This window comes from Streptomyces kurssanovii (assembly GCF_040677245.1).
GTDB lineage: Bacteria > Actinomycetota > Actinomycetes > Streptomycetales > Streptomycetaceae > Streptomyces > Streptomyces kurssanovii.
Window position 1 is genome coordinate 1 of the sequence record NZ_JBFAQK010000030.1, and the last position, 24,073, is coordinate 24,073.

Genomic DNA, 24,073 nt, shown 5'->3' on the forward strand with positions numbered 1-24,073 from the left:
TGGTTTCTGTGTTTATTTGATTTGATCAGCAACGTGACGCGCGTCCAGCCGCCCCCCCGCGCGCCCGCCGCCCCCACGCGCCTGGGGCCGAAGAGGCCCCGCAGCAAAGCCATCCAGGGGAGGACTCACCAACATGGGCGTCACGCTCGCCAAGGGAGGCAATGTCTCCCTCTCCAAGGCCGCACCCAATCTCACCCAGGTGCTCGTAGGGCTCGGCTGGGACGCGCGCTCCACCACCGGCGCACCCTTCGACCTCGACGCCAGCGCGCTGCTCTGCCAGAGCGGACGGGTCCTCGGCGACGAGTGGTTCGTCTTCTACAACCAGCTCAAGAGCCCGGACGGCTCCGTCGAACACACCGGTGACAACCTCACCGGTGAGGGTGACGGCGACGACGAGTCCCTCCTGGTGGACCTCGCCAAGGTGCCGGCCAACGTGGACAAGATCATCTTTCCCGTCTCCATCCATGACGCCGACAACCGCGGCCAGACCTTCGGCCAGGTCAGCAACGCCTTCATCCGCGTCGTCAACCAGGCCGACGGGCAGGAGCTGGCCCGCTACGACCTCAGCGAGGACGCCTCCACGGAGACCGCGATGATCTTCGGTGAGCTCTACCGCTACGGCGGGGAGTGGAAGTTCCGGGCCGTGGGGCAGGGGTACGCGTCGGGGCTGCGGGGCATCGCTCTAGACTTCGGGGTCAACGTTTCGTAAAGCCGCGTGCGGCGCGGGGGAGAAGCTCCCCCAGGCTTCACCCGGGGGACAATTACACGATTGGGTAGCCAGTGGTTCTGAAAACCTTCGGCTGGTCGTTCGCCGTCACGGCGCTCGGCCTCGCATTCGCCGCCTGGCAGTGGGGCTGGGAGGCGTTCGGGATCGTACTGATCCTGTCGATCCTCGAGATCTCGCTGTCGTTCGACAACGCGGTTGTCAACGCCGGAATCCTCAAGAAGATGAACGCCTTCTGGCAGAAGATCTTCCTGACGATCGGCATTCTGATCGCGGTCTTCGGCATGCGGCTGGTCTTCCCCGTCGTCATCGTCGCCATCAGTGCCAAGGTCGGGCCGATCGAAGCGGTCCAGCTGGCCATGGACCAGCCCGACAGGTACGAGGACCTGGTCACCGACGCACACGCGGCGATCGCCTCGTTCGGTGGCATGTTCCTGCTGATGATCTTCCTCGACTTCATCTTCGAGGAGCGCGAGCACAAGTGGCTGGCCTGGCTCGAGCGGCCGCTGGCCAAGCTCGGCAAGGTCGACATGCTGTCGGTCTGCATCGCGCTGATCGTCCTGATGGTCACCGCCATCACCTTCGCCACCAACGCGCACACGAGCACCGGTCACGCCGACAAGTCGGCCACCGTGCTCCTCTCCGGCGTCGCCGGTCTGATCACGTACCTCGTCGTCGGCGGTCTCTCCGGCTACTTCGAGGACAAGCTCGAGGAAGAGGAGGAGCGCGAGCACGAGGAGGAGGAGAAGGCCAAACGGGAGGGCAAGCAGGTCTCCGCGGTCGGCCTCGCCGGCAAGGCGGCGTTCTTCCTCTTCCTGTACCTCGAGGTGCTCGACGCGTCGTTCTCCTTCGACGGCGTGATCGGCGCGTTCGCCATCACCAACCACATCTTCTGGATGGCGCTCGGCCTCGGTATCGGCGCGATGTACGTCCGGTCCCTCACGGTCTACCTGGTCCGCCAGGGCACCCTCGACGACTACGTCTACCTGGAGCACGGCGCCCACTACGCGATCGGCGCGCTGGCGGTCATCCTGCTCGTCACCATCCAGCACGAGATCAGCGAGATCATCACCGGCCTCATCGGCGTGGTGCTGATCGCGGCCTCCTTCTGGTCCTCGCTGCGCCGCAACAAGGCGCTGGAGAACTCCGAGGGAAAAGCCGGCGGTCCGGAGGAGAAGGCTGAGGTCTCCTCCGGGGTGTGACGCCCACACCATTGAGGAACGCTTCCTTGCGGGGCGGCCGGGTGCTCCCGGCCGCCCCGTCGCGTTATCCGCGGAACATGGGACGACCAGTGACAACTAGGGGTGGGGCATGGCCATCTGGGACAACCTGTGGCGGGGCAGGGCTGCGCAGTTCGACTCGGGCAGCGCCGCCTCCAACTCCATCGAGCTGACCAGGCGGAATCCGTCCGTATCGCTCACCAAGCAGGGTGCGGCGAGCGGAAACCTGCGCGTCAACCTGTCCTGGCGGATGCGTTCCTCCGACATCGAGGGCCGCTCCCGGCAGAGCGGCCGACTGCTGCGCAACCCCCTGAAGCTCTTCCAGCCGGACGTCGTGCAGGCGCACACCCAGGGCGTGGTCAACGTCGACCTCGACCTGGGCTGCCTGTACGAGCTCACCGACGGCAGCAAGGGCGTGGTCCAGCCGCTCGGCAGCTTCTTCGGGGACCTGAACGGCCCGCCGTTCGTGAAGCTCAGCGGCGACGACCGGTTCGGCGCGCCCTCGGGGGAGACGATCTTCGTCAACCTCGACCACCGGGAATCGATCAAGCGGCTGCTGTTCTTCGTCTACATCTACGACCAGACCCCGGCCTTCGACCGTACCCACGCCCACGTCACGCTCTACCCGAGCAACGGCCCCCGCGTCGAGATAGAACTCGACGAACGCGCCCCGCAGGCGCGGTCCTGCGCGGTGTTCTCCGTGGAGAACACGAAGGGCGACCTGACGGTGCGCCGCGAGGTGAAGTTCGTCTACGGCTTCCAGGCGGAACTGGACCGCCTCTACGGCTGGGGCCTCCAATGGGGCCGCGGCTACAAGTCCCAGTCCCGCGCCTAGCCCTCCCCGGGCGGGCCAGGCCTTCGCCTGGGGGTGCGTTCCCGGCCCCGCGGGGCGGGTTCGGTCTTCGCGGGGGCGCCGGCCCCGGCGTGGGCCGGCCCTGGGGCGGGCCTTGCGCGGGCGGGGACCGTCGCGCCCCGGCGGCAGTCGGAGCGGTGCGTCCGGGGGCTGGGCTGGTTTTCGTTGGTCCTGGCACGTGCCGGGGGCCTTCGCGGTGGGCTTCTACGGGGCCTGGCACCCACCCGCCTGATGGGCTTGGGCTTGGTCAGCCCCGGCCGGGCTGGTCTTAGCCGGGGCGGCGCTGGGCCCAAGCGGGCCGGGCTTCGGGGGGACCTTCAGCCTCGCCGGTGATCGAGGCGCGGGGTCCGGGGCGGAGCCCCGCTACCGGGCCGGGTGGGCGCCGGGTGAACCTGCCCTTCCGGGGACCTGGTCGTCGCGCGGGCGCCGGCCCCGGCGTGGGCCGGCCCTCGGCCGGGGCCTTGCGCGGGCGGGGGCCGTCGCGCCCCGGCGGCAGTCGGAGCGGTGCGTCCGGGGGCGGGCCGGGGCTTCGGGGGACCTTCAGCCTCGCCGGCGATCGAGGCGCGGGGTTCGGGGCGGAGCCCCGCTACCGGGCCGAGGGGCGGGGCGCCCCGGCCGGGGCTACGGGCGCTGGAACTGCGGTCCCATCGGCGGCAGCCGGAAGCTCGGGTCGGGGGCGTACGCCGCCGCCGCGGCCGGCTGCGGATAGCCGTACGCGGGCTGCGGCGCCGCCGGCACGTACGCGGGCGCGGGCTGCGTCACGTCCGACGGCGGATAGCCGTACGACGGCGCGGCCGGCGCAGAAGGTTCAGCAGGCGCCACCGGCGCCTCCGCCTCCGCCTCCTCCACCGAGATCCCGAACGCCGTCGCGAGCCCCACCAGCCCCGTCGGGTAGCCCTGCGCCACCGCGCGGAACTTCCAGCCGTCGCCGCGCCGGTACAGCTCACCGCAGATGATCGCCGTCTCCTCGCCGGTCTCCGGCTTCACGTCGAAGACTGCCAGCGGCTCCCCGCCGGCCGGCGCGGCAGCGTCATGGAGAAGTATCCGCAGGTCACGTACGTGCTCGAAGGTGCCGCCGTCCGACGACGCCGCGATCACCACCTGGTCCACCGACGGATCCAGCGCGGCCAGGTCGGCCTCGACGGTGTCGGTCAGGTGGTCGCCGACGTGCTTCTTCGGCAGCCGCCGGACCAGCCCGGACGGGTGCCGCGGCTGGTTGTAGAAGACGAAGTCCTCGTCGGAGCGCACACGGCCGTCACCGCCGAGCAGCAGGGCGGAAGCGTCGACGTCGGGGACCGCCGCGCCCGGCGTCCAGCGCAGCACGGCACGTACCGCCCTGGCATCAAGAGGGACGTTCGAGCCCTTCAGCATCGCGTGCGTCATACCGGTCATCCTGCCTGGCCGAGGGGCCCCGGGACAACGCGGGGCCCAGTTCCCGCACGTGCCGCGCCCGGCGCGGCCACTCGTACGGCATGGTCGAGAAGCGGACGAGTTACCCGGAGTTCATGCACTTGGGGAACTCTGGACACCTGTGCTTACGTACTATTACCGGCCACATGTTGTCAGGCCCGAAGCGGCAGTACGGGGGATCTCTTATGCGTCATTTCGGGCACATCCCGCCCGCGGAGAGGGCGAGGCTGTTCCATCAGGAGCCGTGCGACTTCGGCGCGGACTCGCCGGCCCGGACACTGGCGGCAGCGCTGGGCGCCACTCTCTACAGCCCGGCCACCCGGCCGAAGCTGGCCGACGACGTGCTCAAGCAGGCGGCGCGCGGAGTCGTCTCCATGGTCCTTTGCCTGGAGGATTCCATCGATGACGCCGAGGTCGTCGACGGCGAGGCGAACCTCGTCCGGCAGTTCGCCGACCTCGACGCGCGGGGCGTGGAAGTGCCGCTGCTCTTCATCCGGGTCCGCACTCCCGACCAGATCCCGGACCTCGTGAGGCGCCTGGGGCCATCGGGACGGCTGCTGTCCGGATTCGTACTGCCGAAGTTCACCGAGGAGCGCGGCGTCCCGTTCCTCGAGGCCCTCGTGACCGCGGAGGCCGCCGGCGGGCGGCGGCTGTTCGTGATGCCCGTCCTGGAGTCGCCCGAGCTGCTGCACCTGGAGACCAGGACGGAGGCGCTCACCGGCATCGCGCGCACCGTCGACAAGTACCGCGACCGGGTCCTCGCGCTACGGCTCGGCGTCACCGACTTCTGCTCCGCGTACGGGCTGCGCCGCTCGCCCGACATGACCGCCTACGACGTGCGGATCGTGACGTCCGTGATCGCCGACGTGGTCAACGTGCTCGGCCGCTCCGACGGCACGGGCTTCACCATCACCGGGCCGGTCTGGGAGTACTTCAGGTCGCAGGAGCGCATGTTCAAGCCGCAGCTGCGCCGCAGCCCGTTCCTCGAGGGGCGGGCCGAGGAACTGCGCACCGCGCTCATCGAGCACGACCTCGACGGGCTGCTCCGCGAGATCGAGCTGGACCGGGCCAACGGCCTGATGGGCAAGACCTGCATCCACCCCTCCCACGTCCTGCCCGTCCACGCGCTGTCCGTGGTCAGCCACGAGGAGTTCAGCGACGCCCAGGACATCCTGCGGCCGGAACGTGGCGGCGGCGGGGTGCTGCGCTCCGCGTACACGAACAAGATGAACGAGGTGAAGCCGCACCGCGCCTGGGCCGAGCGGACCCTCCTGCGCGCCGAGGTCTTCGGCGTGGCCAAGGAGGACATCGGCTTCGTGGAACTGCTCGCGGCCGGGCTCACCGACTGATGACGCCGAAGGGACCGATGACGACAAGGGACGAGGAGAACGTGGTGTGGTCGGGAAGCTGGGTCGCGGAGCGGCTCGGAGTCTCCCTCGTCGGCGACGAGGGACTCCAGGAGCTGCTGGGCCTCGCCCTGCGCCGCAACCCGAAGCGGGCGCACCTGCTCGTGTCGAACGTGCTGGGCAAGCATGTGCCCCAGCAGCCGCTGGTGGTCTGGCGCGCCGGGCACGACCTCGGTGTCCGGGTCCGAGACCTGCTCGGCACGGACGAGTGCCGGCGCGCGGTCGTCCTCGGATACGCGGAGACGGCGACCGGGCTGGGCCACGCCGTCGCGGACGGCATCGGCCTCGCGCCCTACCTGCACTCCACACGCCGCCCCGTGGACGGCGTGACGGCCGCCGGCGGCTTCGAGGAGTCCCACTCGCACGCCACCTCCCACCTGCTGCTGCCCGAGGACCCGGAGCTGCTGGACCGGCCGGGCCCCCTCGTCCTCGTCGACGACGAGTTCTCCACGGGCAACACCGTTCTCAACACCATCCGCGACCTGCACGCCCGCTACCCACGTGAGCGGTACGTGGTCGTGGCGCTGGTCGACATGCGTTCCGCGTCCGACCTGGGCCGGCTGGACGCCTTCGCCGAGGAGATCGGCGCCCGTGTCGACCTGGTGGCCATGGCCTCCGGCACCGTCCGCCTCCCGGACGGCGTCCTGGAGAAGGGCCAGGCCCTGGTCGCGGCGCACGAGCGGGCACCGGCGGTCGCCGGTGTCACGCACGGCCCCGCGGGAACCGGCGCGCCCCGGCACACGCGGGTCGAACTCGAGTGGCCCGCCGGCGTCCCCGACGGCGGCAGGCACGGCTTCACGCCCGAGCACCGCACGGCGCTCGAGGCCGCGCTGCCGGGCATGGCGGCCCGGATAGCCGACGCACTCGGCACCGCGCCGGCCGCCCGGGGCACCGGCGGAACGCGCCGGGTCCTGGTCCTCGGCAACGAGGAGCTCATGTACGCGCCGCTGCGGCTGGCCGTGGCCCTCCAGCAGAACGGCCACGCCGGGACGGCCCAGGAGACCGCGGCGCGGGCGGCCTCCGCTCCGACGGCCCGTACCGAGGTGTACTACTCCACCACCACCCGCTCGCCCGTCCTCGCCGTCGACGACCCCGGCTACGCGATACGCACCCGGCTCGTCTTCCCCGCCCACGACGACCCGGCCGACGGGCCCGGCGAGCGCTACGCGTACAACGTGGCCGGCGCCGGCTTCGACGCCGTCGTCGCCGTCGTCGACTCGACGGCCGACACCCCCCAGCTGCACGCCCCCGACGGCCTGCTGGCCCAGCTCGCCGCCCACACCGGGCACGTCGTGCTCGCCGTCGTCCCCAGCTACGTACCGGGGGTCCCCGGCCACGTACCGGAACATCACGCGCCCGAAGGACCTGAAAGGCCCTCCATGCTGCCCCAGCCGCTCCGCGGACCCGACTTCTCCTCCTATGCGCCGGAGGAGGTCGGCTGGCTGCTCCAGGACCTCTCGGAGGTGGAGCTCGAGGCACCCACGGAGGAGCGCGAGGAAGCCATCCAGAGCGGCGGCGCGCACTACGCCGAGTCGCTGCCCGTCGAGTACCAGCCGAACGAGCAGTACCAGCAGCTGTTCGAGACCGCGCTCACGGCCTCCGCGGCACGCATCGCCCGCGCCGTCGGCACCGTCACCGACACCGTCCTCGCCGAGCGGACGCCGCGCCCGGTGCTCGTCTCGCTGGCCCGCGCCGGTACACCCGTCGGCGTGCTGATGCGCCGCTGGGCGCAGCACCGGCACGGTCTGGACCTGCCGCACTACGCCGTGTCCATCGTGCGCGGCCGGGGCATCGACGCCAACGCCCTGCGCTGGCTCGCCGAGCACCACGACCCGGCCGACGTCGTCTTCGTCGACGGCTGGACCGGCAAGGGGGCGATCACCCGCGAACTGGCGGAGGCCCTGCGGGACTTCCCCGGCTTCGACCCCGAGATCGCGGTCCTCGCCGACCCCGGCGGCTGTGTACGCACCTACGGCACCCGTGAGGACTTCCTCATCCCCTCCGCCTGCCTCAACTCCACCGTCTCCGGCCTGATATCGCGCACCGTCCTGCGAGCCGACCTGGTCGGTCCCGACGACTTCCACGGCGCCAAGTTCTACCGTGAACTCGCCGGTTCCGACGTCTCCGGCCACTTCCTCGACACCGTCGCCGCCCGCTTCGACGAGGTCATGTCCGCCGTCGACGCCGACGTCAAGGAACTGCTGTCCGCGGACCGCACCCCCACCTGGGAGGGCTGGGGCGCCGTGGAGCGGATCAGCGAGGAGTACGGCATCCACGACGTCAACCTCGTCAAGCCCGGCGTCGGTGAGACCACCCGCGTCCTGCTGCGCCGCGTCCCCTGGAAGATCCTCGCGAGCCGCGGAGCCGGCGCCGACCTCGACCACGTACGGCTGCTGGCGGAGCAGCGCGGCGTACCGGTCGAGGAGGTCGACGAACTCCCCTACAGCTGCGTCGGGTTGATCCACCCCAAGTACACCCGCGGCGCCACCGGCGCCGACGGCAGGGCGGTGGCGAAGTGACCGTCCTCGTCGCCAGCGACCTCGACCGCACCCTCATCTACTCGAACGCGGCGCTCGGCCTCGGCATGCCCGACGCGGTCGCGCCCCGGCTGCTCTGCGTCGAGGTGCACGAGCACAAGCCCTTGTCGTACATGACGGAGCGGGCGGCGGGGCTGCTCACCAAGCTCGCCCAGGACACCGTCTTCGTACCGACGACGACCCGCACCCGCAAGCAGTACCAGCGCATCAGCCTGCCCGGTCTGCCGCCCAAGTACGCGATCTGCGCCAACGGCGGGCATCTGCTGGTCGACGGCATCAGCGACCGCGACTGGCGGGAGGCGGTCGCCGCGCGGCTGGCCGCCGAGTGCGCACCCCTCGACGAGGTCCGGGCCCATCTGAACAGGACCGCGGACCCGGCCTGGCTGCGCAAGGAACGCGTCGCGGAAGACCTGTTCGCGTATCTCGTCGTGGAGCGGCAACTGCTGCCGGACGACTGGGTCAGGGAACTCGGCGTGTGGGCGGAGGCCCGCGGCTGGACCGTCTCCCTCCAGGGGCGCAAGATCTACGCCGTCCCCAAGCCGCTCACCAAGAGCGCCGCCGTGCGCGAGGTCGCCCGCCGTACCGGAGCCGGGCTGACGCTCGCCGCGGGCGACTCCCTCCTCGACGCGGACCTGCTGCTCGCCGCCGACCTGGCCTGGCGGCCCGGACACGGTGAGCTCGCCGAGGCCGGCTGGGGGGCCGAACACGTCGTCGCGCTGCCGCAGATGGGCGTCGCGGCGGGCGAGGAGATCCTGCGGCTGCTGCGGCAGGAGGCCCGCCGCTTCCGCCGCGAACGGCAGGGCATCGACTCCGTGGTCATCCCGCCGCCGGCGGGCGGTGTGGGGTCGGCGCCGGCGTGATCCCGCGCCGGGCGCGCCGGTCGGCTCAGGACGTGATCCCGCACCGGGCGGGGTGCCGGCCCGGCCGGTCCCGTGGTCCGCGCCCGGGTCCGGGGCCGGCCTGGGCGCCGGCGTGATCCCGCGCGCCGAGCGGTGTCGGCTCAGGCCCCATGTGGCCATGCGCTTTGGGTCCGGTGTCGGCCAAGGCCCGACGCGGCCACGCGCCCGGGTCCGGTGTCGGCCAAGGCACGACGCGGCCACGCGCCCGGGTCCGGGGCCGGCTCAGGACCGAGTGGCCACGCGCCCGGCGGGCGGGAGGCTAGCCCCGGCGTGATCCCGCGCCGGGCCTGAGCAGCCGCACGGCCGCGAACAGCAGCACGGCCAACACGGCGGCCACCAGCACCGCCTTGGAGTACGCGGAGACATAGCCGGTCACGTCCTCCCACCTCTCGCCGAGCGTGTGACCGGCGAGGACGAAGACCGTGTTCCAGATCGCGCTGCCGAGCGTGGTGAGCGTCAGGAACAGGGGCAGCGACATCCGCTCCACACCGGCCGGCACGGAGATGAGGGACCGGAAGATCGGGATCATCCGCCCGAAGAACACCGCCTTCGCCCCGTGCCGGGCGAACCACGCTTCCGTGCGCTCGATGTCCGCGACCTTCAGCAGGGGCAGCCGGGCCGCGATCGCCACCGTACGGTCCCGGCCCAGCAGCGCCCCGATCCCGTACAGCGCCAGAGCGCCGATCACGGACCCGGCCGTCGTCCACAGCAGTACGGCGACGAGCCCCATCTGCCCGCTGCTCGCCGCGAAACCCGCCAGCGGCAGGATCACCTCGCTGGGCAGGGGTGGGAACAGGTTCTCCAAGGCGATGGCGATCCCCGCCCCCGGTGCGCCGAGGGTTTCCATCAGGCTGTTGATCCAGCCCGGTGCGCTGCTTTCGATGCCGCTGCTCATGCCTCGAACCTAGGCAGGCGAAGCTGAAGGCACCCTGAAGGCGACCGCACACCTTCCTGCGGTTTTCCGCAGTGTGCCGGGCGGGTCCCACCGGCTAGCGTGACGGATCATGAAGGCACTGGCGGTGCGGGGCACCCGGTACGCGGTGGGACTTCTCCTCGGGGCGCTGACCGCCGTGGTGGAGCTGCTCTTCGCGCTGCTCGGCGGAGTCGTCCTGCTGCTGGTGCTGGCCTGGCCGCGCGGCCGGCGCGCCGCCCAGCGGCCGCTGGGCGGCATCGCCACCCGCCTCGCCCACCTCGAGCGGCGCAGGCTCGCCCGATTCCTCGGGGCGCGCATCTCCTCCTCGTACGGCAGCGCACACGCCGCGCGGTACGTCGTCGCCCGCTGGCCGCTGGGAATGCTCGGCGGGCTCGTGATCTTCTGTGTGCTGCTCGGCCTGCTGTACGCGGGATACGCCGCGCTCGGCTGGACCGTCGACGACATCGACTACCCGTGGGCGGTCGCCGGGACCGGTCTGATCGGACTGTTCCTCGTCTTCCTCGCCGCCCAGAGCGTCTTCGGACTCGCCCTGCTCGAAGGGCATCTGGCCCGAAGGCTCCTCGGCCCGAGCCACCACGACGAACTGGAACGGCGCATCGCCCAACTCGCCACCACCCGCGCCGGGATGATGGACGCGGTCGACGGCGAGCGCCGCCGTATCGAACGCGACCTCCACGACGGCGTCCAGCAGCGGCTCGTCGCCCTCGGCATGCTCCTCGGCCGTGCGCGCCGCAGCCGTGACCCCGACCGCGCCGCCCAACTCCTCCTCCAGGCCCACGAGGAGAGCCGCCGCGCCCTCGCCGAACTGCGCGACGTCGCCTGGCGCATCTACCCGACCGTGCTGGACGAGGCGGGACTGCGCGCCGCCCTGGAGACCGTCGCGGAACGCACCCCGCTGCCCGTGCACCTCACGTACGAGGTCCAGGAGCCACCAGGGTCCCGGCAGGTCGAGACCATCGCGTACTTCGTCGTCTGCGAGTCCGTCACCAACGTCGTGAAGCACGCGGGCGCCACCCGCATCGCCGTCACGCTGCGCCGCGAGGGCCCGACACTCGCGCTGCGCGTCGAGGACGACGGGGTGGGCGGCGCGGACCCCGCCGGCGGGGGACTGACGGGCCTGGCGAGCCGGGTCGCCGCACTCGACGGCCGCTTCCGGGTCGACAGCCCGGCCGGCGGTCCCACCACCGTCACCGCGGAGCTGCCGTGCGCCTGATCCTCGCCGAGGACTCCACCCTGCTGCGGGAGGGACTGGTGCGGCTGCTCGCGGAGGAGGGCCACGAGGTGCTGGCCGCCGTCGGCGACGCCACGGCGCTCCTGGCGGCCGTGGACGCGTCACCGCCGGACGTCGTGATCGCCGACGTACGCATGCCGCCCACCCACACCGACGAGGGGCTGCGCGCAGCCCTCGAGATCCGGCGGAGCAGACCCCGGGTCGGGGTGCTGGTGCTGTCGCAGTACGTCGAGAAGCGCTACGCGACCGAGCTCCTCACGGCCGACGACGGGGGAGTGGGCTATCTGCTGAAGGACCGCGTCGTCCAGGTCGACGAGTTCCTCGACGCGCTGGACAGGGTCGGCCGGGGACAGGCCGCGTTCGACCCCGAGGTCGTACGGCAGCTCCTGGCCCGCAGCACCCGCAGCGACCCCCTGTCACGCCTGACCGCACGGGAACGGGACGTCCTGGCGGAGATGGCGGAGGGCCACACCAACGCCACCATCGCCGGCCGCCTCCACGTCTCGCAGAGCGCGGTCGAGAAACACATCAACGCGATCTTCGAGAAGCTGGAACTGACGGGGACGACCGGCTACTCGCGGCGGGTGCTGGCGGTACTGCGCTACCTGGGGTCGTGAGGCGCTGCCCGCCTCGGTCGCGGCCCCGGGCCGGGCGGCTTGTGCCGACCTCGAGGAACAACGGAACAGCCGTTGGCGCCGAGCACTCCCGGCCCAGCCGTGACCGCTCGTGCATTCGTGTCGAGTCCCGGCGGCCGGCGGTGATGGGGTTCCGGGAATCGTTTTTGCGGTGAACGGTGTCCGCCGCCTGGGCGAGTGTCGGCCTGGATCGCTGTCCGCCCGCAGCTCGCGGTTGCTAGAACGTGGCGTGGTCAAGAACCCCCCCTTACGGGCCGTCCGTGGCTGACCGGCGTTGCCGACGCAGCGGCCGCCGACGGTGTGTGGTGGAGGGAACCCGGCGTGTTTTCCCACCATATCGTCGGGGCTGGCTGCCAATCGTCAACACAGGACCGTAATTCGGTTGGACTGCCGGTATTCGGAAAATGGATCGCATTCTTCGCGAGTCCCGGCCAGGTGGGTGGAACGCTCTGCTACCTTCGGCCGGGAAATCCGGAGCGAGGCCTGCGGTGATTAAGCCGGCTCGTCGGCCAAGTAATGTACCGGCCCGCACCTGTATTGGCCCCGGATTTGTGTGGGCGTACGCTCGAAAAGCGAAGGAGAATCCATGGCGTCGGTAACGCTCTTCAACGCAGTCATTTTCAATACGGAGCGGATCCCACCTGGTGGGGCCGCGGGCTACTGGGTCGGGCCGCATGCGAAATTGGGCTCAGGGACCGTCACGGTCACGGCGCACGGGCTGACCGGAGCGGTCTCCGGGGCGATGATCCTCGGGGTAGAGCTGCTCAAAACACGTGCAGAAGGGGCTGGGGGAAATCCGAACCCGTACCTCGACATCACGGTGCGGAATCACGGCACGAATTATTGCCCCTATGTTCGCCTGATGGTCAGTACCGTAAACCCGTAGACTGTTTCAGCGAAGGAGTGAAGACGGATGAAGGTACTCGCCGTTCATGACGCGGCCGGCGATATTTTGTCGCTCGTGGTGTCACCGGAAGAGGGTCCGGCCTTCGGTGTGGAATCTCGGGCCGGGGAATATGTGCACACGGTGGAGATTTCAGGGCTCTCCCTCGACATGCCGCATCCCGAGATCTACCGGAGACTGGACGAGGTCGCCAAGACCTTCCGGGTCGAAGTGACGGAGCCGGCTGATGCGGCGCCCGCGGCGCAGCTCGTCGCGAAAGGCGGTCGGACAGGCTTGTGACGATCAGGCCGACCGCGCGCACCTCGCAACGCACTACGGGGGCCCGTGGCCGGGGCCCCCGTAGTGCGAGCAGCCGTGCGCCCGAAGGCTGGATCGGGCCGCCGTCAGCCAGCGTCAGCCGCAGCAGCCGCCTCCGCAGCAACCACCGCCGCCACCCCCGCCGCTCGGTGCGGGTGCGGCGGACTTCGTGCCGCCTACGGCGACCGCGGAGAGGAGCTTCACGGTGTCGTCGTGGCCCTCGGGGCAGTTCGCGGGGGCGGAGGACTCGGCCATGGGGCGGTTCACTTCGAACGTGTCGCCGCAGGTCCGGCAGCGGAATTCATAACGAGGCATGCCGTAAGGCTAGCGGCGTGCGAGCGGCTTACGGGAGAACAGGCGGCGACCGGTCGTCGGGCGGTCGCCCGGTGCGGTGCCGGCGGCGGGCGGCCGGGGCGCCAAGGGCTGCATGGCCGCGAGCTCCGCCCGGCGGCGGCTCGCGCGCAGCTCATGCTCGGCCTGATCGGGGTGGCGGGCCCGCCAGTACGGATTGTCGTGCGGCAATCTCCCGCTGACCCGCCCGTACATGCCGAAGAACATCAACAGGATGCCGACCACGAAGCTGAACAGCACGTTCTGGATGCGGAACGCGAGGGGGTTGAAACTCCGGTCGAGCAGGGCGAGGTTCACGAAGCCGCTGAGGATGAACAGGATGCCGAGGACCATGTTCACCGTCGAGGCGAAGTTGCCGCCGATCACCATGCCGACGAAGAGCAGCAGCCCGACGGCGATCGACAGGACGCTCAGCGCGCCGTTGGTGTTCAGGCCGGCGACGGTGTCGCCGCGGGTGTCGAAGAAGCCGATCCGGTCGATGAGCCCGAGGATCCCGAACGCCACCAGGACCAGGCCCATCAGCCCCGCCCCCACCCGGTAGAAACGGCTGAGGTGATGATCGACAGGCAGATGCTCGTCCAGTGCGATGCGGCGCCTGCCCCGGCCCACGCTCCTCGAGCGCAGTACCTGTGCGGCCATCCCGGCCTCCTTCGTACGTACGCGGACACCGACTCCACCAGGATCCGCCGCGGGACGAAGGGGGACAAGCCAGGCCGGGGGTGTGCGGATGCCGGGGTTGTGCGGATGCCGGACGGGCCGGGCACGGGGGTGGCGGGCAGAGGGCAAGGGTCGCGAAGCGCAGCGACCCTTCCCCGCCCCCCGGCCGGTCAGGCGGCGCCGGCGCCGCGCTCCTCCCGGATCTGGTCGACCACGCGTGCCACCGTGCGCCGTACCGCTTCCGTCTCGGTGAGGAAGTGCCAGTAGTCGGGGTGTCTGCCCTCGAGCCCGGCGACGGCGCGCTCCAGCCGGGCGACGGAATCGTCCAAGGGACGTGCGTGGCGCGGGTCGGGGGTGCTGCGGCCCGTCATCGCGAGGCGCTGGGCGTCACGGATCGCGAAACGGGTCCGCTCGATCTCCTCCTGCGGGTCCTTGGCCACGGCGTTCAGACGCCTGAGCCGGTCGCCCGCTGCGGAGACCGCCTCGTCCGTCGAATTCAGCAGCGCCCTTACGGTGCCGAGCAGGGCCGTGGCATCCGGCCAGCGCTGCTCCTCGCGCGCCTTGCCGGCCTCCCTCAGCTTCTCCTCGGCCTGACGCACGGCGGCGGCCGCCTGCTCGGGCACGGGCTGAAGGTCCTGCCAGCAGGCCGCGGTGAACCGGCGGCGCAGCTCACTGAGCACGGGCTCGACCTGGGCGGAGCGGGTGGTGAGGGCCTGGGCACGGGTGCGCAGCGACACCAGGCGCTTGTCGATCTCGGCCGCGCGCTCGGGGAGCCGTTCCGCCTCCACGCGTACGGCCTCGGCGTCCCGCAGCACGCGGTCGGCGCGCTGCAGTGTCTCGGGGACGCCGTGTCGCCCGGCGCCTTCGTTGAGCTTCGTCAGCTCAGGAGCGAGGCGGGCGAGGCGCGCCGCGAGATCGTCCGCCCTCAAACCGGAGCCGCGTACCGAATCGAGAGCATTGCTCGCAGAAAGGAGCGCCTGTCGCGCCCGCTCGACGGCGGGTGCCAGCCGGGCCAGCTGCGTCTCCGCCTTGTCGAGCAACGGTCCGAGGCCCTGCTCGAACCGGTCGAGATCCCCCTTGACCCGTACGAGCTCGTCCTTGGCCCGGGTCAGCTGCGTACGCGCCTGCGCGGCGACGGACACGTCCAGGTCGTCCCGGTCCAGATCGTGCGCGTCCACGGCCGTGATGTAGGCGTGGCTCACCTCGTCGATGCGCCGCCCCAGCGCGGCGAACCCCTCCACGGCGCGGCGCGCCTCGGGCGAGCTGTCCACCGCCGTGATCGTCTCGATGGAGATCCGCAGATCCCGCTGCGCCGTGTCCAGCTCGTAGAACGCCGCCGCGGCGGCGTCCTTGGCGGCCTGCGCGTCCGCCCGCTGACTCTCACCCCGGCCGCCGAACCAGCGACGTGTCCCCCCGCCCCCCGCGAACGCGGCAGGCAGCGCCGCCGCGACGGCGGCGAGCAGCGGAAGCGGGACGAGCACCAGCGCCAGAACGCCGCGGACCTCCCCCCGCACACCCCTGACGGCGGTCGCTCGTGCCTTGTCGTGCGGCCGTGCGTCTCTCGCCGTCACATCCCTCTCCCGTGCTGTGTCCGCCCTGCCCGGTCCCGGTCCGGTTAATTCTCCCACCAGGTAAGGACGAACACACGGGCCTGTCAGTTCGCGCTGCGCACCACGACTTCGCCGTTGTCGCTACGGGCCTTGACGATGTGAGCACTGTCGTCGTCGGTCGGCACGGCGACGTCGACGTCCCCGTTGTCGCTCTTGGCGTCCACCGCGTACGGCGCGCCGGCGCCGGGCAGCCTGATCTCGACCCGCCCGTTGTCGCTGTGGGTCTCCACCCGGTCGGGCACCCCGGCCAGCTCGAGCCGCACGGACCCGTTGTCGGACCTGGCCACGACGCTCTTCCCGGTCACCCGTTCCGCGACGACGCTGCCGTTCTCACTGTCCAGCTCGAGCGCCCCGCTGGAGTCGGTGACCTTCACGCTCCCGTTGTCCGAACGGAGCTTCAGCGCCGTGTCGAACCCGCTCGCCGTCACGCTCCCGTTGTCGTCGTCCACCGTCACGGAGGTGCCGCGCGGCACCTTCACGGTGTGGCGGGCCACGCAGTCGCTGGCGATGGCGTCGCACTTCACCTTGAGGGTGAGCGTCCCGTCCGCCATCTTCCAGGTGGCGTCCGGCCCGTTCCCGAGGAACACCCAACCGTCCACCTGCCGGGTCACCTCCACCTCGTCGACGTCGGCCGGTACGAGCTCGATGTCGGTGTTGTCGGACGCGATGGTCAGCGCCGTCCCCGTGAGCGCGAACGACTTCTTCTCGACGGGCGCCTCACTGGCGTCCGCACTCCCGCACCCGGAGAGCCCGACCGCGAGCAGCACGGCCCCGGAGGCGACGATGCCGCCCCGGACAGCGCGGCGGTGATGACGACGGAGTCCGCTTGTCATGGCGATCTTTCCCCCAAGTAGTGCGCGGGTAGCTGCGCAGATAGCTCTGCGTGATGTTCCTTCACCCTACGAGCGCGCCGGCCCCGCATCGATCCGGCCGCCCACCGTCTCCCTGGTGGGGCTATCCCCCGTACGCCCTGCCGACGGCGCGGGGACGACCCGGCGGGGCCCCGATCGGGGAGCCGATCGGGGCCTGGCGGCGGTTTGGAGGTGCGGGGTATGCGCCATGTAGGCTGTGGCCTCATCCACGGGTGCGTAGCTCAGGGGTAGAGCGCTGCTCTTACAAAGCAGATGTCGGCGGTTCGAAACCGTCCGCGCCCACTCGCGTGAGGCACGACGAAGGCCCAGGTCACCGGTACTGAACCGGGAGCCTGGGCCTTGTTCGTTCCTCGGCCGCGGGGGCGGGGGAGAGGCGTCGTGCCAGTTACGTGCCAGAATCCTCGTCGGAGTCTGTCGGCCGGACCTTCCTGATCTGCTCGTCGACGTGCGCAGCGATGGCGTGGTCACGGCCGTTCACCAGGTGCTGATAGATCAGCGCGGCCCGCACCGAGGAGTGCCCCATCCGCTGCATCAGCTCACGGGTCGTCGCACCGCCGGTCGCGGCGAGGGTGTTCCCGGTGTGGCGCAGATCGTGGAAGTGCACGTCTCCGAGGCCGGTCGTCTCCAGGGCCCGCAGCCACAGGCGGCGGAAGTTGTTCCGACGAAGCTGCCCACCCCGTGCCCCGGTGAACACCAGCCCGGTACGGCCCGGCTCGGCGTACGCGTTGAGATGAGCTGCCAGGTCCGCCGTCAGCGAGGCCGGGAAGGCCACGGTGCGGACACCGGCGGCGCTCTTTGGCGTCTTCAGCAGGATGCCGTCCGTGCGGGTCTCCGCCAGCGCACGCCGCACGGCGACAGTTCGCCGCTCCAGGTCGACGTCATGACGCTGGAGCGCGGCCAGCTCCCCGAAGCGAAGTCCGGTGAAGGCTGCCAGGAGAATGAACACGCGGAAGCGGGACGGCACGGCGTCGGCGAGCTGGAAGACCTCGGAGACCTCGAGGAAGGGGCGCTCGGCTGTCTTGGCTGCCCCGGCGCCCTTGATGCGGCAGGGGTTGCGCTGGATCACCTCGTCGTCAACCGCGGTGTTCATGATGGCTCGGAGGATCTGATACGCCTTCGCGACCGTCGGCTCACCGACGCCGGACTCCAGAAGGCCGGCACGCCAGCGACGGATCTGAGGTGTCGTGATCTCACTCAGGACTACGTCCGCGAAGGTCGGCAGGATGTGGAGGCGCAGCGCACTGCCGTTGCGTTCGCGGGTGGTCGCTGCGTAGTCGCGCTCCTTGAACCAGGCGTCGGCGTACACCCCGAAGAGGACCTTGTCGTCCGGGTTCTTCCATCGGCCGTCGATGATCTCCGCTTCCTTGCGGACGAGCCACCGGTCGGCATCGGTCTGCGAGGGGAACGTCTCGGGCGCGGAACGCAGCAGCCCGTCCGGACCCTGGTAGCGAGCCTGAAAGCGCCCCGAGGGCAGCTTGCGCACCGCACCAAAGCGGCGACGCTTCCCCTTGGTGTTCGCCATTAGGCCACCGCCCCGAGCCAGGAGCGAGTGACGATCGGCTGGACCGTGTTGCTTGAGATGAACTCGACCAACGCGCTCTCAGGGATGCGGACATGCCGTCCCACCTTGACGAAGACGATGCGGCGTTCTGCGATGAGCCGACGAGGAAACCGCTCAGTCGTACCCAGGACTTCGGCAGCTTGGGTCACGGTCATAAGACGGTCGATCACAGCTTGCTCCCTTCCAGGGCTTCGCGGGCGGTTTCTCGGTTGAGTTGGATGTCGCGGGCGATGGTGGCGGCGAGGGCGGATTCGCCGGGGGTGTGGCCGTGTCCGGCGTACTCCCAGGAGGCGAGGACGAGGACGGTGTCCGGGTCGCCGAGGGCGTCGTGGTCCTGGGCGGCGCGGTAGTCGGCGCGGATCTGGCGCAGCGCGCCGAGGGTGGTGGAGTAGCGGCGGGACTTGGTGGAGAAGTGGCCGCGGAAGCCGAGCATGTGGGCCCAGGCGTCGAGCTTGCGGTCGGGGTAGAGGGGTGCGAGGTCGAGGCAGGCTTCGATGAGGCGGCGGGGGTGGTCGGGCACGTCGAGGAGGTCGAGGACTTCGCGGTTGCCGATGCGGCGGTCGAGGCTGCCGGTCGTCTCGGCTGCCTTGGTGGCGTACTTGGCGACGTAGGAGGCGACGGCCTGTTCGGTGATGTCCGTACCGTCGCCGAAGGCTTTGACTGGTCGGATGTCGAGCTGGGTGCCCCAGCGGAAAGGCCGGCGGGGCTGGTCTCCGGCGGCCGGGACGGTGATCGAGGTGTAGGAGTGGGCGACGGCGGCGCGGATGGAGTCGTTGAGCAGCTGCACCGTGGCCCACGAGGGCGGAGCGGTGTCGGGGCCGTCGGGTCCGTCGAGGCGGATCACGGCGTGGAAGTGGATCGCGCCGCGCTTCTGGAACTCAGCGACCTTGCCGTAGGAGACCCGCAGCACGTCTTTCAGCTCCCGCTGTGAGAGTCCGGCGCGGGCGGCGATCTCGCGGCGCAGGCGAGTGGTGAAGCGCTGCCAGAGCTGCCCGGCGTGGTTGTTGAACAGCACCGTCCCGGCGTAGTCGTAGGTGGCCGGGTCGAGGGCGGTGCCCAGCGCCGGTTCGTCCTCGGGATGGCGGGTGCCGCAGCGGCAGACGCCACGGTCCGGACGGTTGTGGACCGGGCCGAACGAGGGCGCGGTGAGCGTCGCGAACACGCGGGGGTGATCCCGCACAGTCGCCGGGATGTCCTTGGACTCGTCGCCCGCCAGGCCCGCGCGGATCAGGTGGTAGGTGTCTCCGGCGTAGGTGTAGGCGCAGGTGGGGCAGCGGGAGGCGCGGCGGTTGCCGCAGGCGACGCGGAGCCGTCCGTCCGGCTCGGTGTCGGTCGAGTAGCGGCGCAGCGTCTCGCCGGTGGTCTTGTCCTTGGCGAGGGTCCAGCCGGTCAGGTGGATCGGGTCGGAGCAGCCGCCGGTGCGGTGCACCTGGTCTTTCCAGCGGTCGAAGCCGGGGGACCCGGCCACCCGGAGGACATCGTCCAGGGTGGCCGGGTCCAGGCCCGCCGCAGTGGCGGTGTCGGTCACGCGGCCACCTCGATGCGGGCGGGGATCGGCCGGCGGGTGCCGGTGCCGTGGCAGGCCGGGCAGTGGACGGTGATGGTGCGCAGGTTGCCGTGGCGGTCGCGGCCGCCGAGGGTGACGCGGACGGTGGGGAAGCCGTCGCAGTTCGAGCAGACCCGCGCGGGGGCGGTGATGCGGTCGGTCATGATGGGTGTTCCTTCCTGTCCTTCGGGATGGGTTGGGGTGTGGCTCCGGGGCGGCGGTGACTTGGCGGTTGACGACCGCCCCGGGGCCGGTCAGAAGCGCTTGCGCGGGTTGTTGAGCAGTGAGCGGACGACGAGCGCGCAGACCGCGACCGAGGCGGCGGTGACGGCGACCGCCAGGAGCATCGAGACCAGGACCGCGCCGACGACGAGGACGACTCCGGCACCACCGGCGACCAGGGCGAGGAGAGTGCCCGGAGTCATCTGGACGGCGGGCCGAGCCGGGACGGGCGCAGGCACGTCAGCAGCAGGCGGGGTGTGCTGGCAGGTGCAGGCCGAAGTGGAATGCTGCTGCTCGACGCGGGTCGGCTGGACGGCGAGCGGTGTGACGATGCCGGTCGGGGGCGGCATGGTGGGGATGCGCGGGCGGAGCATGACGGTTTCCCTTCGCTTACTTCTGGGTCTCGTTGACGACGTCGACGCCCGTGCGGGTGCCGGACTCGATGGCAGGGGCCAGGAAGGTGTCGGCGAGGAGGAAGCCGCCGAGGAGGAGCACGACGATCAGCCAGGTCGGCGGGCGGAAGAGTCGGATGCCGAAGTAGCCGAAGACGGCGATAACGAGGATCAGCGGGAGTTCGACGTTCATCGGTTGGCCTCCTGTCAGGCGATGCGGCAGCGGTGGGTGCGCGCGGCGAGAGTGGCGGCCGAGCGGCTGGTGTAGTCGGAGGACCAGCCGCAGCGGTCGGCGGTGCAGACGGCGGCGTGCTTGGTACGGCCGTGCCGGTCGCGGTGGGTGCCGACCTGAACCGGGCCGATCCGCATGACGGAGTGGAAGAAGTCGCGGGCAGACATGGCGGGTTGTCCCTTCTGATTAGGCGAGTTGGGCGGCGATGGCGTCGGCCATCGGGGCCGGAACGCCGAGGCGGGCGCGCAGAGTGTCGGTGTCGATCCGTGTGCCGGTGGCGGCGCGGTGCGCGTCGGCGACCTTGCGGGCGTGGTCGACCAGCGCGACCGGGACCGGCGGAGCCGGAGCGGCAGCAGGCTCAGCGGCGGTCAGGGCCGGAGCAGGGTCCGAAGGTTCGACCGGCTCGGGCTCAGAGGCGGGGGCGGGTTGGGCCGGCACAACCTCGACCGGCTCAGGCTCCGGCTTCGACTCATGGGCGGGGTCGGTCGCGGTGGGTGAGTGGGCGAGGAGGGTGCCGCCGAGGAAGGCGAGGGCGGGCCATCCGGCGATGCCGAAGCGCAGCCAGGCGGGCGGGTGCTGGAGGTCGAGGAATCCGGCGGTGGCGACGTTCGCGCCGAGGGAGGCGACCAGGGCGATCAGGAACCAGCACCAGGCGAGCCGGGAGGGTCCGTCGTTGCGCAGGCGACGCCAGGCGGCGACCAGGAGCAGGTCGACGGAGACGGGGTAGGCCCATGCCTTCCAGCCGGTCTGTCCGGCAGCGGCGGCGAGGTCGTGCAGGTGGGCGAAGGACAGGGCCCCGGCGATCACGGCTTGTACCAAGACGGCGTCGATGCGCAGCTTGCGGGTCATGTCTTCACCTCCTTTGCAGGGCGTTTTGGGCATGGCGGGGGTAGGGAGCTGGCGCGAGACGGTCGCGCCGACCGGCGTACGGGGCGGGTCAGACGGAGGCTGGTGCCTCTGCCTGGGCCGGGATTTTGACGAGCGAGACCGTGGGCGGCAGCGGCCGGAACGGAGCCAGCTCCGGCAGGTCCGGCGTGCGGTGGGCGTTGGCGTTGCAGACGTTCACGGCCTGGCGCAGCGAGGTGAATGGGGTGCGGATGCGGACCCAGCCGCCGGTCGAGTCACCGGCGACGGCGGTGCCGGGGCGGTTCGCGGGAATCTGGGTGGCGGCAACTACGGCGTCCGGGGAGATGTCGCCGAACGCCATCTTGGCGGAGGCTTCATCGTTGACCCGGTGTGCCGTACGGCCGGTGAGCTGGGCGCGGAGCATGGTGATTCCGTCGCCGAGTTCGGAGCCGAAGCGCTGCCCGCAGATTTCGACGTAGATGCCGGCAGCCCGGCCGAGCTGGACGAGCCGGACCAGTGCGGTGACGATCCGCTCGCGCCGCTTCTTCTCTGCCGAGTTGGCGAACAGCGACAGTTCGGCCACCTCGTCGACCAGGAGCACGATCGGAGTCGGGCGCAGGTGATCCGGCAGGCCCCAGATGTCGGCGGTGATCTCTGCGTCCGGGACGTCCGAGCTGATGCGCTGCTCGCGACGGACGATCCGGTACGTTGCAGCCATCCTCTCCACGAGGACGTCGAGCAGGTCCACAGCATCGTCGGCATTGTCGGCAAGCGCCGAGAAGCGTCGGGCGAGAGGGTAGAGCTCTACTCCTTCCTTGCAGTCGATGCCGACCAGGGCGACGTCGAGTGCGGCGAGTTCCTTGACCAACTGCCGCTGGTAGACGGACTTCCCGGACTCGGTGGCACCGAGGTTGAGGGCGTGCGGCACCTGGCGGTAGTCGCGGTAGTGGACCTCCCCGTCCTCCCGCAGGGCGACGGGGATGCGTAGGCCTTCACGGATGACCCTCGCGGGCATCTGCACCCGCTTGAGCACGTCGTATCCGGTCATCCGCAGCTCGACGACACCCGACTTGATCTCGCGGGAGGTGACGCCCTGCATGGTGAAAGAGTGCCGCAGCCGGTCGGTGGAGGCGGCGAAGTCGAAGGCGTCCTGACCGGGCCGGAGTCCCAGCCGCAGCACCAGTCCTGTGCGGGTCGGGCGCAGGCTCAGGATGCGCGGCGGCCGGGGGTTCGGAACCGGCCGGCGGGCGATTCGAGCCCAGGCCAGCCGCCACCGGGACGGCGGGACAGTGAGCCCGCAGGCGTCCATGACCGAGGCGTACCGGATCAGGACCCGCAGGGCCGCGAGGCCGATGCCGAAGGCGAGCCAGTACCAGGCGGGGCGGCGCCACTTGAGCAGCAGCGCCAGCCCGACGACGGCCAGCAGGCCGATCGCTGTCCCGGTCACGATCAGGCCGCCTTCGGCTTGCTGGCGTCGGCCGCCAGGGAGGTGACGGCGATCGCGCGGAAGCTGATGCCGTGCCGCTTCTGGCCGTTGAACTCGTTCTCCCACGGGCGGGCCACGACGCCGGTAAGGCCGACCGGGGTGCCGGTGGTGAGTTCGCCGGTGAACCCGGTCTCCGGAACGGTCAGGCTCAGGATCTCGGCGTTGCCGTTCATGACGAACATGACGTCGATCGTCATCAGCGGTGCACCGGTGTCCCGGTCAGTGGCGACCTCTCCGGTCTGACGGTTGGCGATCTTCGGCTGCGGGGGCTGGGCCACCATCACGACGGCGCCGGTGGTATCGACTGGAATCTGACGCATCGTCTTGTCTCCTGTAGTTGACGGTGATTCGGACCGCCGTATCGGGCGGTGAGATCAGGAGACCGCAGCAAGTGATGGACACATCACGGCCCGTATGGACGTTTGGGGACGTCTGAGCTATCGTCAAAACGTCCCTAGCGTCCCCCAGGTGAGGGCGATACCGAGATGGCGAACGAGCGTCTGCGCGCGACGATTTCGGCGAAGGGCGAGACCGTTCAGTCGGTCGCGCAGCACGTCGGAGTGGATCCCAAGAGCGTCGAGCGTTGGATCACGACGGACCGCACGCCACACCGAGGTCACCGGTGGAAGGCGTCCAGTTTCCTCGGCGTGGACGAGGTCTACCTCTGGCCCGCGGTGACGAAGCAGGCGGAGACGGCCAGCACTTCGGAACTGGTGACGTACTACCCGCATCGCGGAGCAGTGCCGGCCACCCTCTGGTCATCGCTGATCGAGCAGGCGTCCAGCAACGTCGAGATCCTCGTGTACGCGGGCCTGTTCCTCTTCGACAGCCACCCCGACCTGCCGGACCAGCTCGCCGACAAGGCCAAGGCAGGGGCCCAGGTCCGGGTACTCCTCGGTGACCCCGAGTCGGACATGGTCCGCCAGCGTGGCGAGGAAGAGGGCATCGGCAGCGACCTTGCCGCCCGAGCACGGATCACCCGCCGCTACCTCGAACCAGCAACCAGGACGCCGGGCGTCGAGGTCCGGCTCCACGACACGATCCTCTACAACTCCATCTACCGGTTCGACGACGACGTCCTGGTGAACCCACACGTTCTCGGCGCACCGGCCGGACAGAACCCGGTCCTGCACTTCCGGTACATCCCCGGGGCCCGGACGTTCCGCCACTACATGAAGAGCTTCGACTACGCATGGGAGCAGGGCACCCCGTCGTAACCGCAGTCGGCGACGGGCATGCGACGCTGGA

At 70.7% G+C, this 24,073-nt stretch carries 27 protein-coding genes and 1 tRNA gene; 12 read left to right on the forward strand and 16 right to left on the reverse strand.

From position 1 onward, the window contains the following. Positions 1-133 precede the first annotated feature (133 nt). The 3 genes from AB0K36_RS21065 (at position 134) to AB0K36_RS21075 (ending at position 2,779) form a co-directional block, all read left to right on the forward strand. The gene (locus AB0K36_RS21065) at positions 134-709 is read left to right on the forward strand and encodes a TerD family protein (protein WP_005318154.1); all 576 of its coding nucleotides are present in this window, start codon (positions 134-136) and stop codon (positions 707-709) included. Between the two features lie 71 nt (positions 710-780). Continuing rightward, positions 781-1,926 carry a DUF475 domain-containing protein gene (locus tag AB0K36_RS21070; protein WP_364596509.1) on the forward strand — a complete coding sequence of 382 codons (1,146 nt, stop codon included), beginning with the start codon at positions 781-783 and terminating at the stop codon, positions 1,924-1,926. A 109-nt stretch (positions 1,927-2,035) separates the two neighbouring features. Beyond that, complete coding sequence (locus tag AB0K36_RS21075; RefSeq protein WP_159692367.1) at positions 2,036-2,779, forward strand: TerD family protein; 744 nt, start codon at positions 2,036-2,038, stop codon at positions 2,777-2,779. A gap of 639 nt (positions 2,780-3,418) precedes the next feature. Here the strand turns inward: AB0K36_RS21075 and AB0K36_RS21080 are convergent. Further along, positions 3,419-4,180, reverse strand: coding sequence for a TerD family protein (locus AB0K36_RS21080; RefSeq protein ID WP_364596512.1), 762 nt, complete (start codon positions 4,178-4,180; stop codon positions 3,419-3,421). Between the two features lie 212 nt (positions 4,181-4,392). Here AB0K36_RS21080 and AB0K36_RS21085 point away from each other — a divergent pair, with 212 nt between their 5' ends. The 3 genes from AB0K36_RS21085 to AB0K36_RS21095 are packed head-to-tail and all read left to right on the forward strand — an operon-like array spanning position 4,393 to position 9,010. Further along, the gene (locus tag AB0K36_RS21085; RefSeq protein WP_364596515.1) at positions 4,393-5,556 is read left to right on the forward strand and encodes an HpcH/HpaI aldolase/citrate lyase family protein; all 1,164 of its coding nucleotides are present in this window, start codon (positions 4,393-4,395) and stop codon (positions 5,554-5,556) included. 17 nt (positions 5,557-5,573) lie between these two features. Then, complete coding sequence (locus AB0K36_RS21090) at positions 5,574-8,132, forward strand: phosphoribosyltransferase (RefSeq protein ID WP_364596518.1); 2,559 nt, start codon at positions 5,574-5,576, stop codon at positions 8,130-8,132. Further along, complete coding sequence (locus AB0K36_RS21095; protein WP_189468205.1) at positions 8,129-9,010, forward strand: HAD family hydrolase; 882 nt, start codon at positions 8,129-8,131, stop codon at positions 9,008-9,010. The genes AB0K36_RS21090 and AB0K36_RS21095 overlap by 4 nt, the downstream gene beginning before the upstream one ends. 298 nt (positions 9,011-9,308) lie before the next feature. Here the strand turns inward: AB0K36_RS21095 and AB0K36_RS21100 are convergent, their stop codons facing one another. Further along, positions 9,309-9,944 (reverse strand): DedA family protein, encoded by a 636-nt coding sequence (locus AB0K36_RS21100; RefSeq protein WP_364596521.1) that lies wholly within the window; start codon positions 9,942-9,944, stop codon positions 9,309-9,311. Positions 9,945-10,053: 109 nt separating this feature from the next. On the opposite strand from AB0K36_RS21100, the gene AB0K36_RS21105 reads away from it, so the two are divergent. The 4 genes from AB0K36_RS21105 (at position 10,054) to AB0K36_RS21120 (ending at position 13,032) form a co-directional block, all read left to right on the forward strand. Further along, on the forward strand, positions 10,054-11,196 hold the full coding sequence (locus AB0K36_RS21105; RefSeq protein ID WP_364596524.1) for a sensor histidine kinase: 1,143 nt from the start codon (positions 10,054-10,056) through the stop codon (positions 11,194-11,196). Further along, the gene (locus AB0K36_RS21110; RefSeq protein WP_364596526.1) at positions 11,187-11,831 is read left to right on the forward strand and encodes a response regulator transcription factor; all 645 of its coding nucleotides are present in this window, start codon (positions 11,187-11,189) and stop codon (positions 11,829-11,831) included. The genes AB0K36_RS21105 and AB0K36_RS21110 overlap by 10 nt, the downstream gene beginning before the upstream one ends. A 604-nt stretch (positions 11,832-12,435) precedes the next feature. Beyond that, positions 12,436-12,735 carry a hypothetical protein gene (locus AB0K36_RS21115; protein ID WP_364596527.1) on the forward strand — a complete coding sequence of 100 codons (300 nt, stop codon included), beginning with the start codon at positions 12,436-12,438 and terminating at the stop codon, positions 12,733-12,735. A 27-nt stretch (positions 12,736-12,762) separates the two neighbouring features. After that, on the forward strand, positions 12,763-13,032 hold the full coding sequence (locus tag AB0K36_RS21120) for a hypothetical protein (RefSeq protein WP_364596529.1): 270 nt from the start codon (positions 12,763-12,765) through the stop codon (positions 13,030-13,032). 114 nt (positions 13,033-13,146) lie between these two features. Here the strand turns inward: AB0K36_RS21120 and AB0K36_RS21125 are convergent, their stop codons facing one another. The 4 genes from AB0K36_RS21125 to AB0K36_RS21140 form a co-directional block, all read right to left on the reverse strand. Next, positions 13,147-13,365 (reverse strand): FmdB family zinc ribbon protein, encoded by a 219-nt coding sequence (locus AB0K36_RS21125; RefSeq protein ID WP_100106980.1) that lies wholly within the window; start codon positions 13,363-13,365, stop codon positions 13,147-13,149. Between the two features lie 9 nt (positions 13,366-13,374). Then, positions 13,375-14,040 (reverse strand): DUF4383 domain-containing protein, encoded by a 666-nt coding sequence (locus AB0K36_RS21130; RefSeq protein ID WP_364596532.1) that lies wholly within the window; start codon positions 14,038-14,040, stop codon positions 13,375-13,377. 188 nt (positions 14,041-14,228) lie between these two features. Then, on the reverse strand, positions 14,229-15,629 hold the full coding sequence (locus AB0K36_RS21135) for a hypothetical protein (RefSeq protein WP_435877898.1): 1,401 nt from the start codon (positions 15,627-15,629) through the stop codon (positions 14,229-14,231). 83 nt (positions 15,630-15,712) lie between these two features. Continuing rightward, positions 15,713-16,501, reverse strand: coding sequence for a DUF4097 family beta strand repeat-containing protein (locus AB0K36_RS21140; protein WP_364596535.1), 789 nt, complete (start codon positions 16,499-16,501; stop codon positions 15,713-15,715). Between the two features lie 249 nt (positions 16,502-16,750). Between AB0K36_RS21140 and AB0K36_RS21145 the strand changes: the two genes are divergently transcribed. Next, a tRNA-Val gene (locus tag AB0K36_RS21145) sits at positions 16,751-16,822 on the forward strand. A gap of 103 nt (positions 16,823-16,925) precedes the next feature. On the opposite strand, the gene AB0K36_RS21150 is transcribed toward AB0K36_RS21145, so the two are convergent. The 10 genes from AB0K36_RS21150 to AB0K36_RS21195 all read right to left on the reverse strand — a co-directional run bounded on the left by AB0K36_RS21150 (position 16,926) and on the right by AB0K36_RS21195 (position 23,145). Further along, on the reverse strand, positions 16,926-18,062 hold the full coding sequence (locus AB0K36_RS21150; RefSeq protein ID WP_364596538.1) for a tyrosine-type recombinase/integrase: 1,137 nt from the start codon (positions 18,060-18,062) through the stop codon (positions 16,926-16,928). Then, positions 18,062-18,271 (reverse strand): excisionase family DNA-binding protein, encoded by a 210-nt coding sequence (locus tag AB0K36_RS21155; RefSeq protein WP_364596541.1) that lies wholly within the window; start codon positions 18,269-18,271, stop codon positions 18,062-18,064. Before AB0K36_RS21155 ends, AB0K36_RS21150 begins: the two co-directional genes overlap by 1 nt. Continuing rightward, complete coding sequence (gene repSA / locus AB0K36_RS21160) at positions 18,268-19,629, reverse strand: replication initiator protein RepSA (protein WP_364596543.1); 1,362 nt, start codon at positions 19,627-19,629, stop codon at positions 18,268-18,270. The genes AB0K36_RS21155 and repSA overlap by 4 nt, the downstream gene beginning before the upstream one ends. Next, positions 19,626-19,811 carry a hypothetical protein gene (locus tag AB0K36_RS21165; protein WP_364596546.1) on the reverse strand — a complete coding sequence of 62 codons (186 nt, stop codon included), beginning with the start codon at positions 19,809-19,811 and terminating at the stop codon, positions 19,626-19,628. Before AB0K36_RS21165 ends, repSA begins: the two co-directional genes overlap by 4 nt. Before the next feature lie 90 nt (positions 19,812-19,901). After that, a complete protein-coding gene (locus AB0K36_RS21170; protein ID WP_364596549.1) occupies positions 19,902-20,243 on the reverse strand; it encodes a SpdD-like protein in 342 nt (113 codons plus the stop codon). 16 nt (positions 20,244-20,259) lie between these two features. Further along, positions 20,260-20,454, reverse strand: coding sequence for a hypothetical protein (locus AB0K36_RS21175; RefSeq protein ID WP_159692395.1), 195 nt, complete (start codon positions 20,452-20,454; stop codon positions 20,260-20,262). 14 nt (positions 20,455-20,468) lie between these two features. Next, positions 20,469-20,660 (reverse strand): mobile element transfer protein, encoded by a 192-nt coding sequence (locus AB0K36_RS21180; protein WP_177150014.1) that lies wholly within the window; start codon positions 20,658-20,660, stop codon positions 20,469-20,471. Between the two features lie 19 nt (positions 20,661-20,679). Next, positions 20,680-21,342, reverse strand: a complete 663-nt coding sequence (locus tag AB0K36_RS21185) for a DUF2637 domain-containing protein (RefSeq protein ID WP_364596553.1) — start codon at positions 21,340-21,342, stop codon at positions 20,680-20,682. Between the two features lie 88 nt (positions 21,343-21,430). Beyond that, a complete protein-coding gene (locus AB0K36_RS21190; protein WP_364596556.1) occupies positions 21,431-22,786 on the reverse strand; it encodes an FtsK/SpoIIIE domain-containing protein in 1,356 nt (451 codons plus the stop codon). Positions 22,787-22,788: 2 nt separating this feature from the next. Next, positions 22,789-23,145, reverse strand: coding sequence for an SCO3933 family regulatory protein (locus AB0K36_RS21195; protein WP_364596558.1), 357 nt, complete (start codon positions 23,143-23,145; stop codon positions 22,789-22,791). A 165-nt stretch (positions 23,146-23,310) separates the two neighbouring features. Between AB0K36_RS21195 and AB0K36_RS21200 the strand changes: the two genes are divergently transcribed. Next, on the forward strand, positions 23,311-24,042 hold the full coding sequence (locus AB0K36_RS21200) for an XRE family transcriptional regulator (protein ID WP_364596561.1): 732 nt from the start codon (positions 23,311-23,313) through the stop codon (positions 24,040-24,042). The last annotated feature ends 31 nt before the right edge of the window (positions 24,043-24,073 follow it).

Coding starts and splice junctions, on each gene's coding strand:
- AB0K36_RS21105 (WP_364596524.1), top strand. CDS start 10,054: ATGAAGGCACTGGCGGTGCGGGGCACCCGGTACGCGGTGGGACTTCTC.
- AB0K36_RS21115 (WP_364596527.1), top strand. CDS start 12,436: ATGGCGTCGGTAACGCTCTTCAACGCAGTCATTTTCAATACGGAGCGG.
- AB0K36_RS21125 (WP_100106980.1), bottom strand. CDS start 13,365: ATGCCTCGTTATGAATTCCGCTGCCGGACCTGCGGCGACACGTTCGAA.
- AB0K36_RS21170 (WP_364596549.1), bottom strand. CDS start 20,243: ATGCTCCGCCCGCGCATCCCCACCATGCCGCCCCCGACCGGCATCGTC.
- AB0K36_RS21165 (WP_364596546.1), bottom strand. CDS start 19,811: ATGACCGACCGCATCACCGCCCCCGCGCGGGTCTGCTCGAACTGCGAC.
- AB0K36_RS21080 (WP_364596512.1), bottom strand. CDS start 4,180: ATGACGCACGCGATGCTGAAGGGCTCGAACGTCCCTCTTGATGCCAGG.
- AB0K36_RS21065 (WP_005318154.1), top strand. CDS start 134: ATGGGCGTCACGCTCGCCAAGGGAGGCAATGTCTCCCTCTCCAAGGCC.
- AB0K36_RS21130 (WP_364596532.1), bottom strand. CDS start 14,040: ATGGCCGCACAGGTACTGCGCTCGAGGAGCGTGGGCCGGGGCAGGCGC.
- AB0K36_RS21200 (WP_364596561.1), top strand. CDS start 23,311: ATGGCGAACGAGCGTCTGCGCGCGACGATTTCGGCGAAGGGCGAGACC.
- AB0K36_RS21090 (WP_364596518.1), top strand. CDS start 5,574: ATGACGACAAGGGACGAGGAGAACGTGGTGTGGTCGGGAAGCTGGGTC.
- AB0K36_RS21150 (WP_364596538.1), bottom strand. CDS start 18,062: ATGGCGAACACCAAGGGGAAGCGTCGCCGCTTTGGTGCGGTGCGCAAG.
- AB0K36_RS21185 (WP_364596553.1), bottom strand. CDS start 21,342: ATGACCCGCAAGCTGCGCATCGACGCCGTCTTGGTACAAGCCGTGATC.
- AB0K36_RS21180 (WP_177150014.1), bottom strand. CDS start 20,660: ATGTCTGCCCGCGACTTCTTCCACTCCGTCATGCGGATCGGCCCGGTT.
- AB0K36_RS21085 (WP_364596515.1), top strand. CDS start 4,393: ATGCGTCATTTCGGGCACATCCCGCCCGCGGAGAGGGCGAGGCTGTTC.
- AB0K36_RS21075 (WP_159692367.1), top strand. CDS start 2,036: ATGGCCATCTGGGACAACCTGTGGCGGGGCAGGGCTGCGCAGTTCGAC.
- AB0K36_RS21100 (WP_364596521.1), bottom strand. CDS start 9,944: ATGAGCAGCGGCATCGAAAGCAGCGCACCGGGCTGGATCAACAGCCTG.
- AB0K36_RS21175 (WP_159692395.1), bottom strand. CDS start 20,454: ATGAACGTCGAACTCCCGCTGATCCTCGTTATCGCCGTCTTCGGCTAC.
- AB0K36_RS21120 (WP_364596529.1), top strand. CDS start 12,763: ATGAAGGTACTCGCCGTTCATGACGCGGCCGGCGATATTTTGTCGCTC.
- AB0K36_RS21195 (WP_364596558.1), bottom strand. CDS start 23,145: ATGCGTCAGATTCCAGTCGATACCACCGGCGCCGTCGTGATGGTGGCC.
- AB0K36_RS21140 (WP_364596535.1), bottom strand. CDS start 16,501: ATGACAAGCGGACTCCGTCGTCATCACCGCCGCGCTGTCCGGGGCGGC.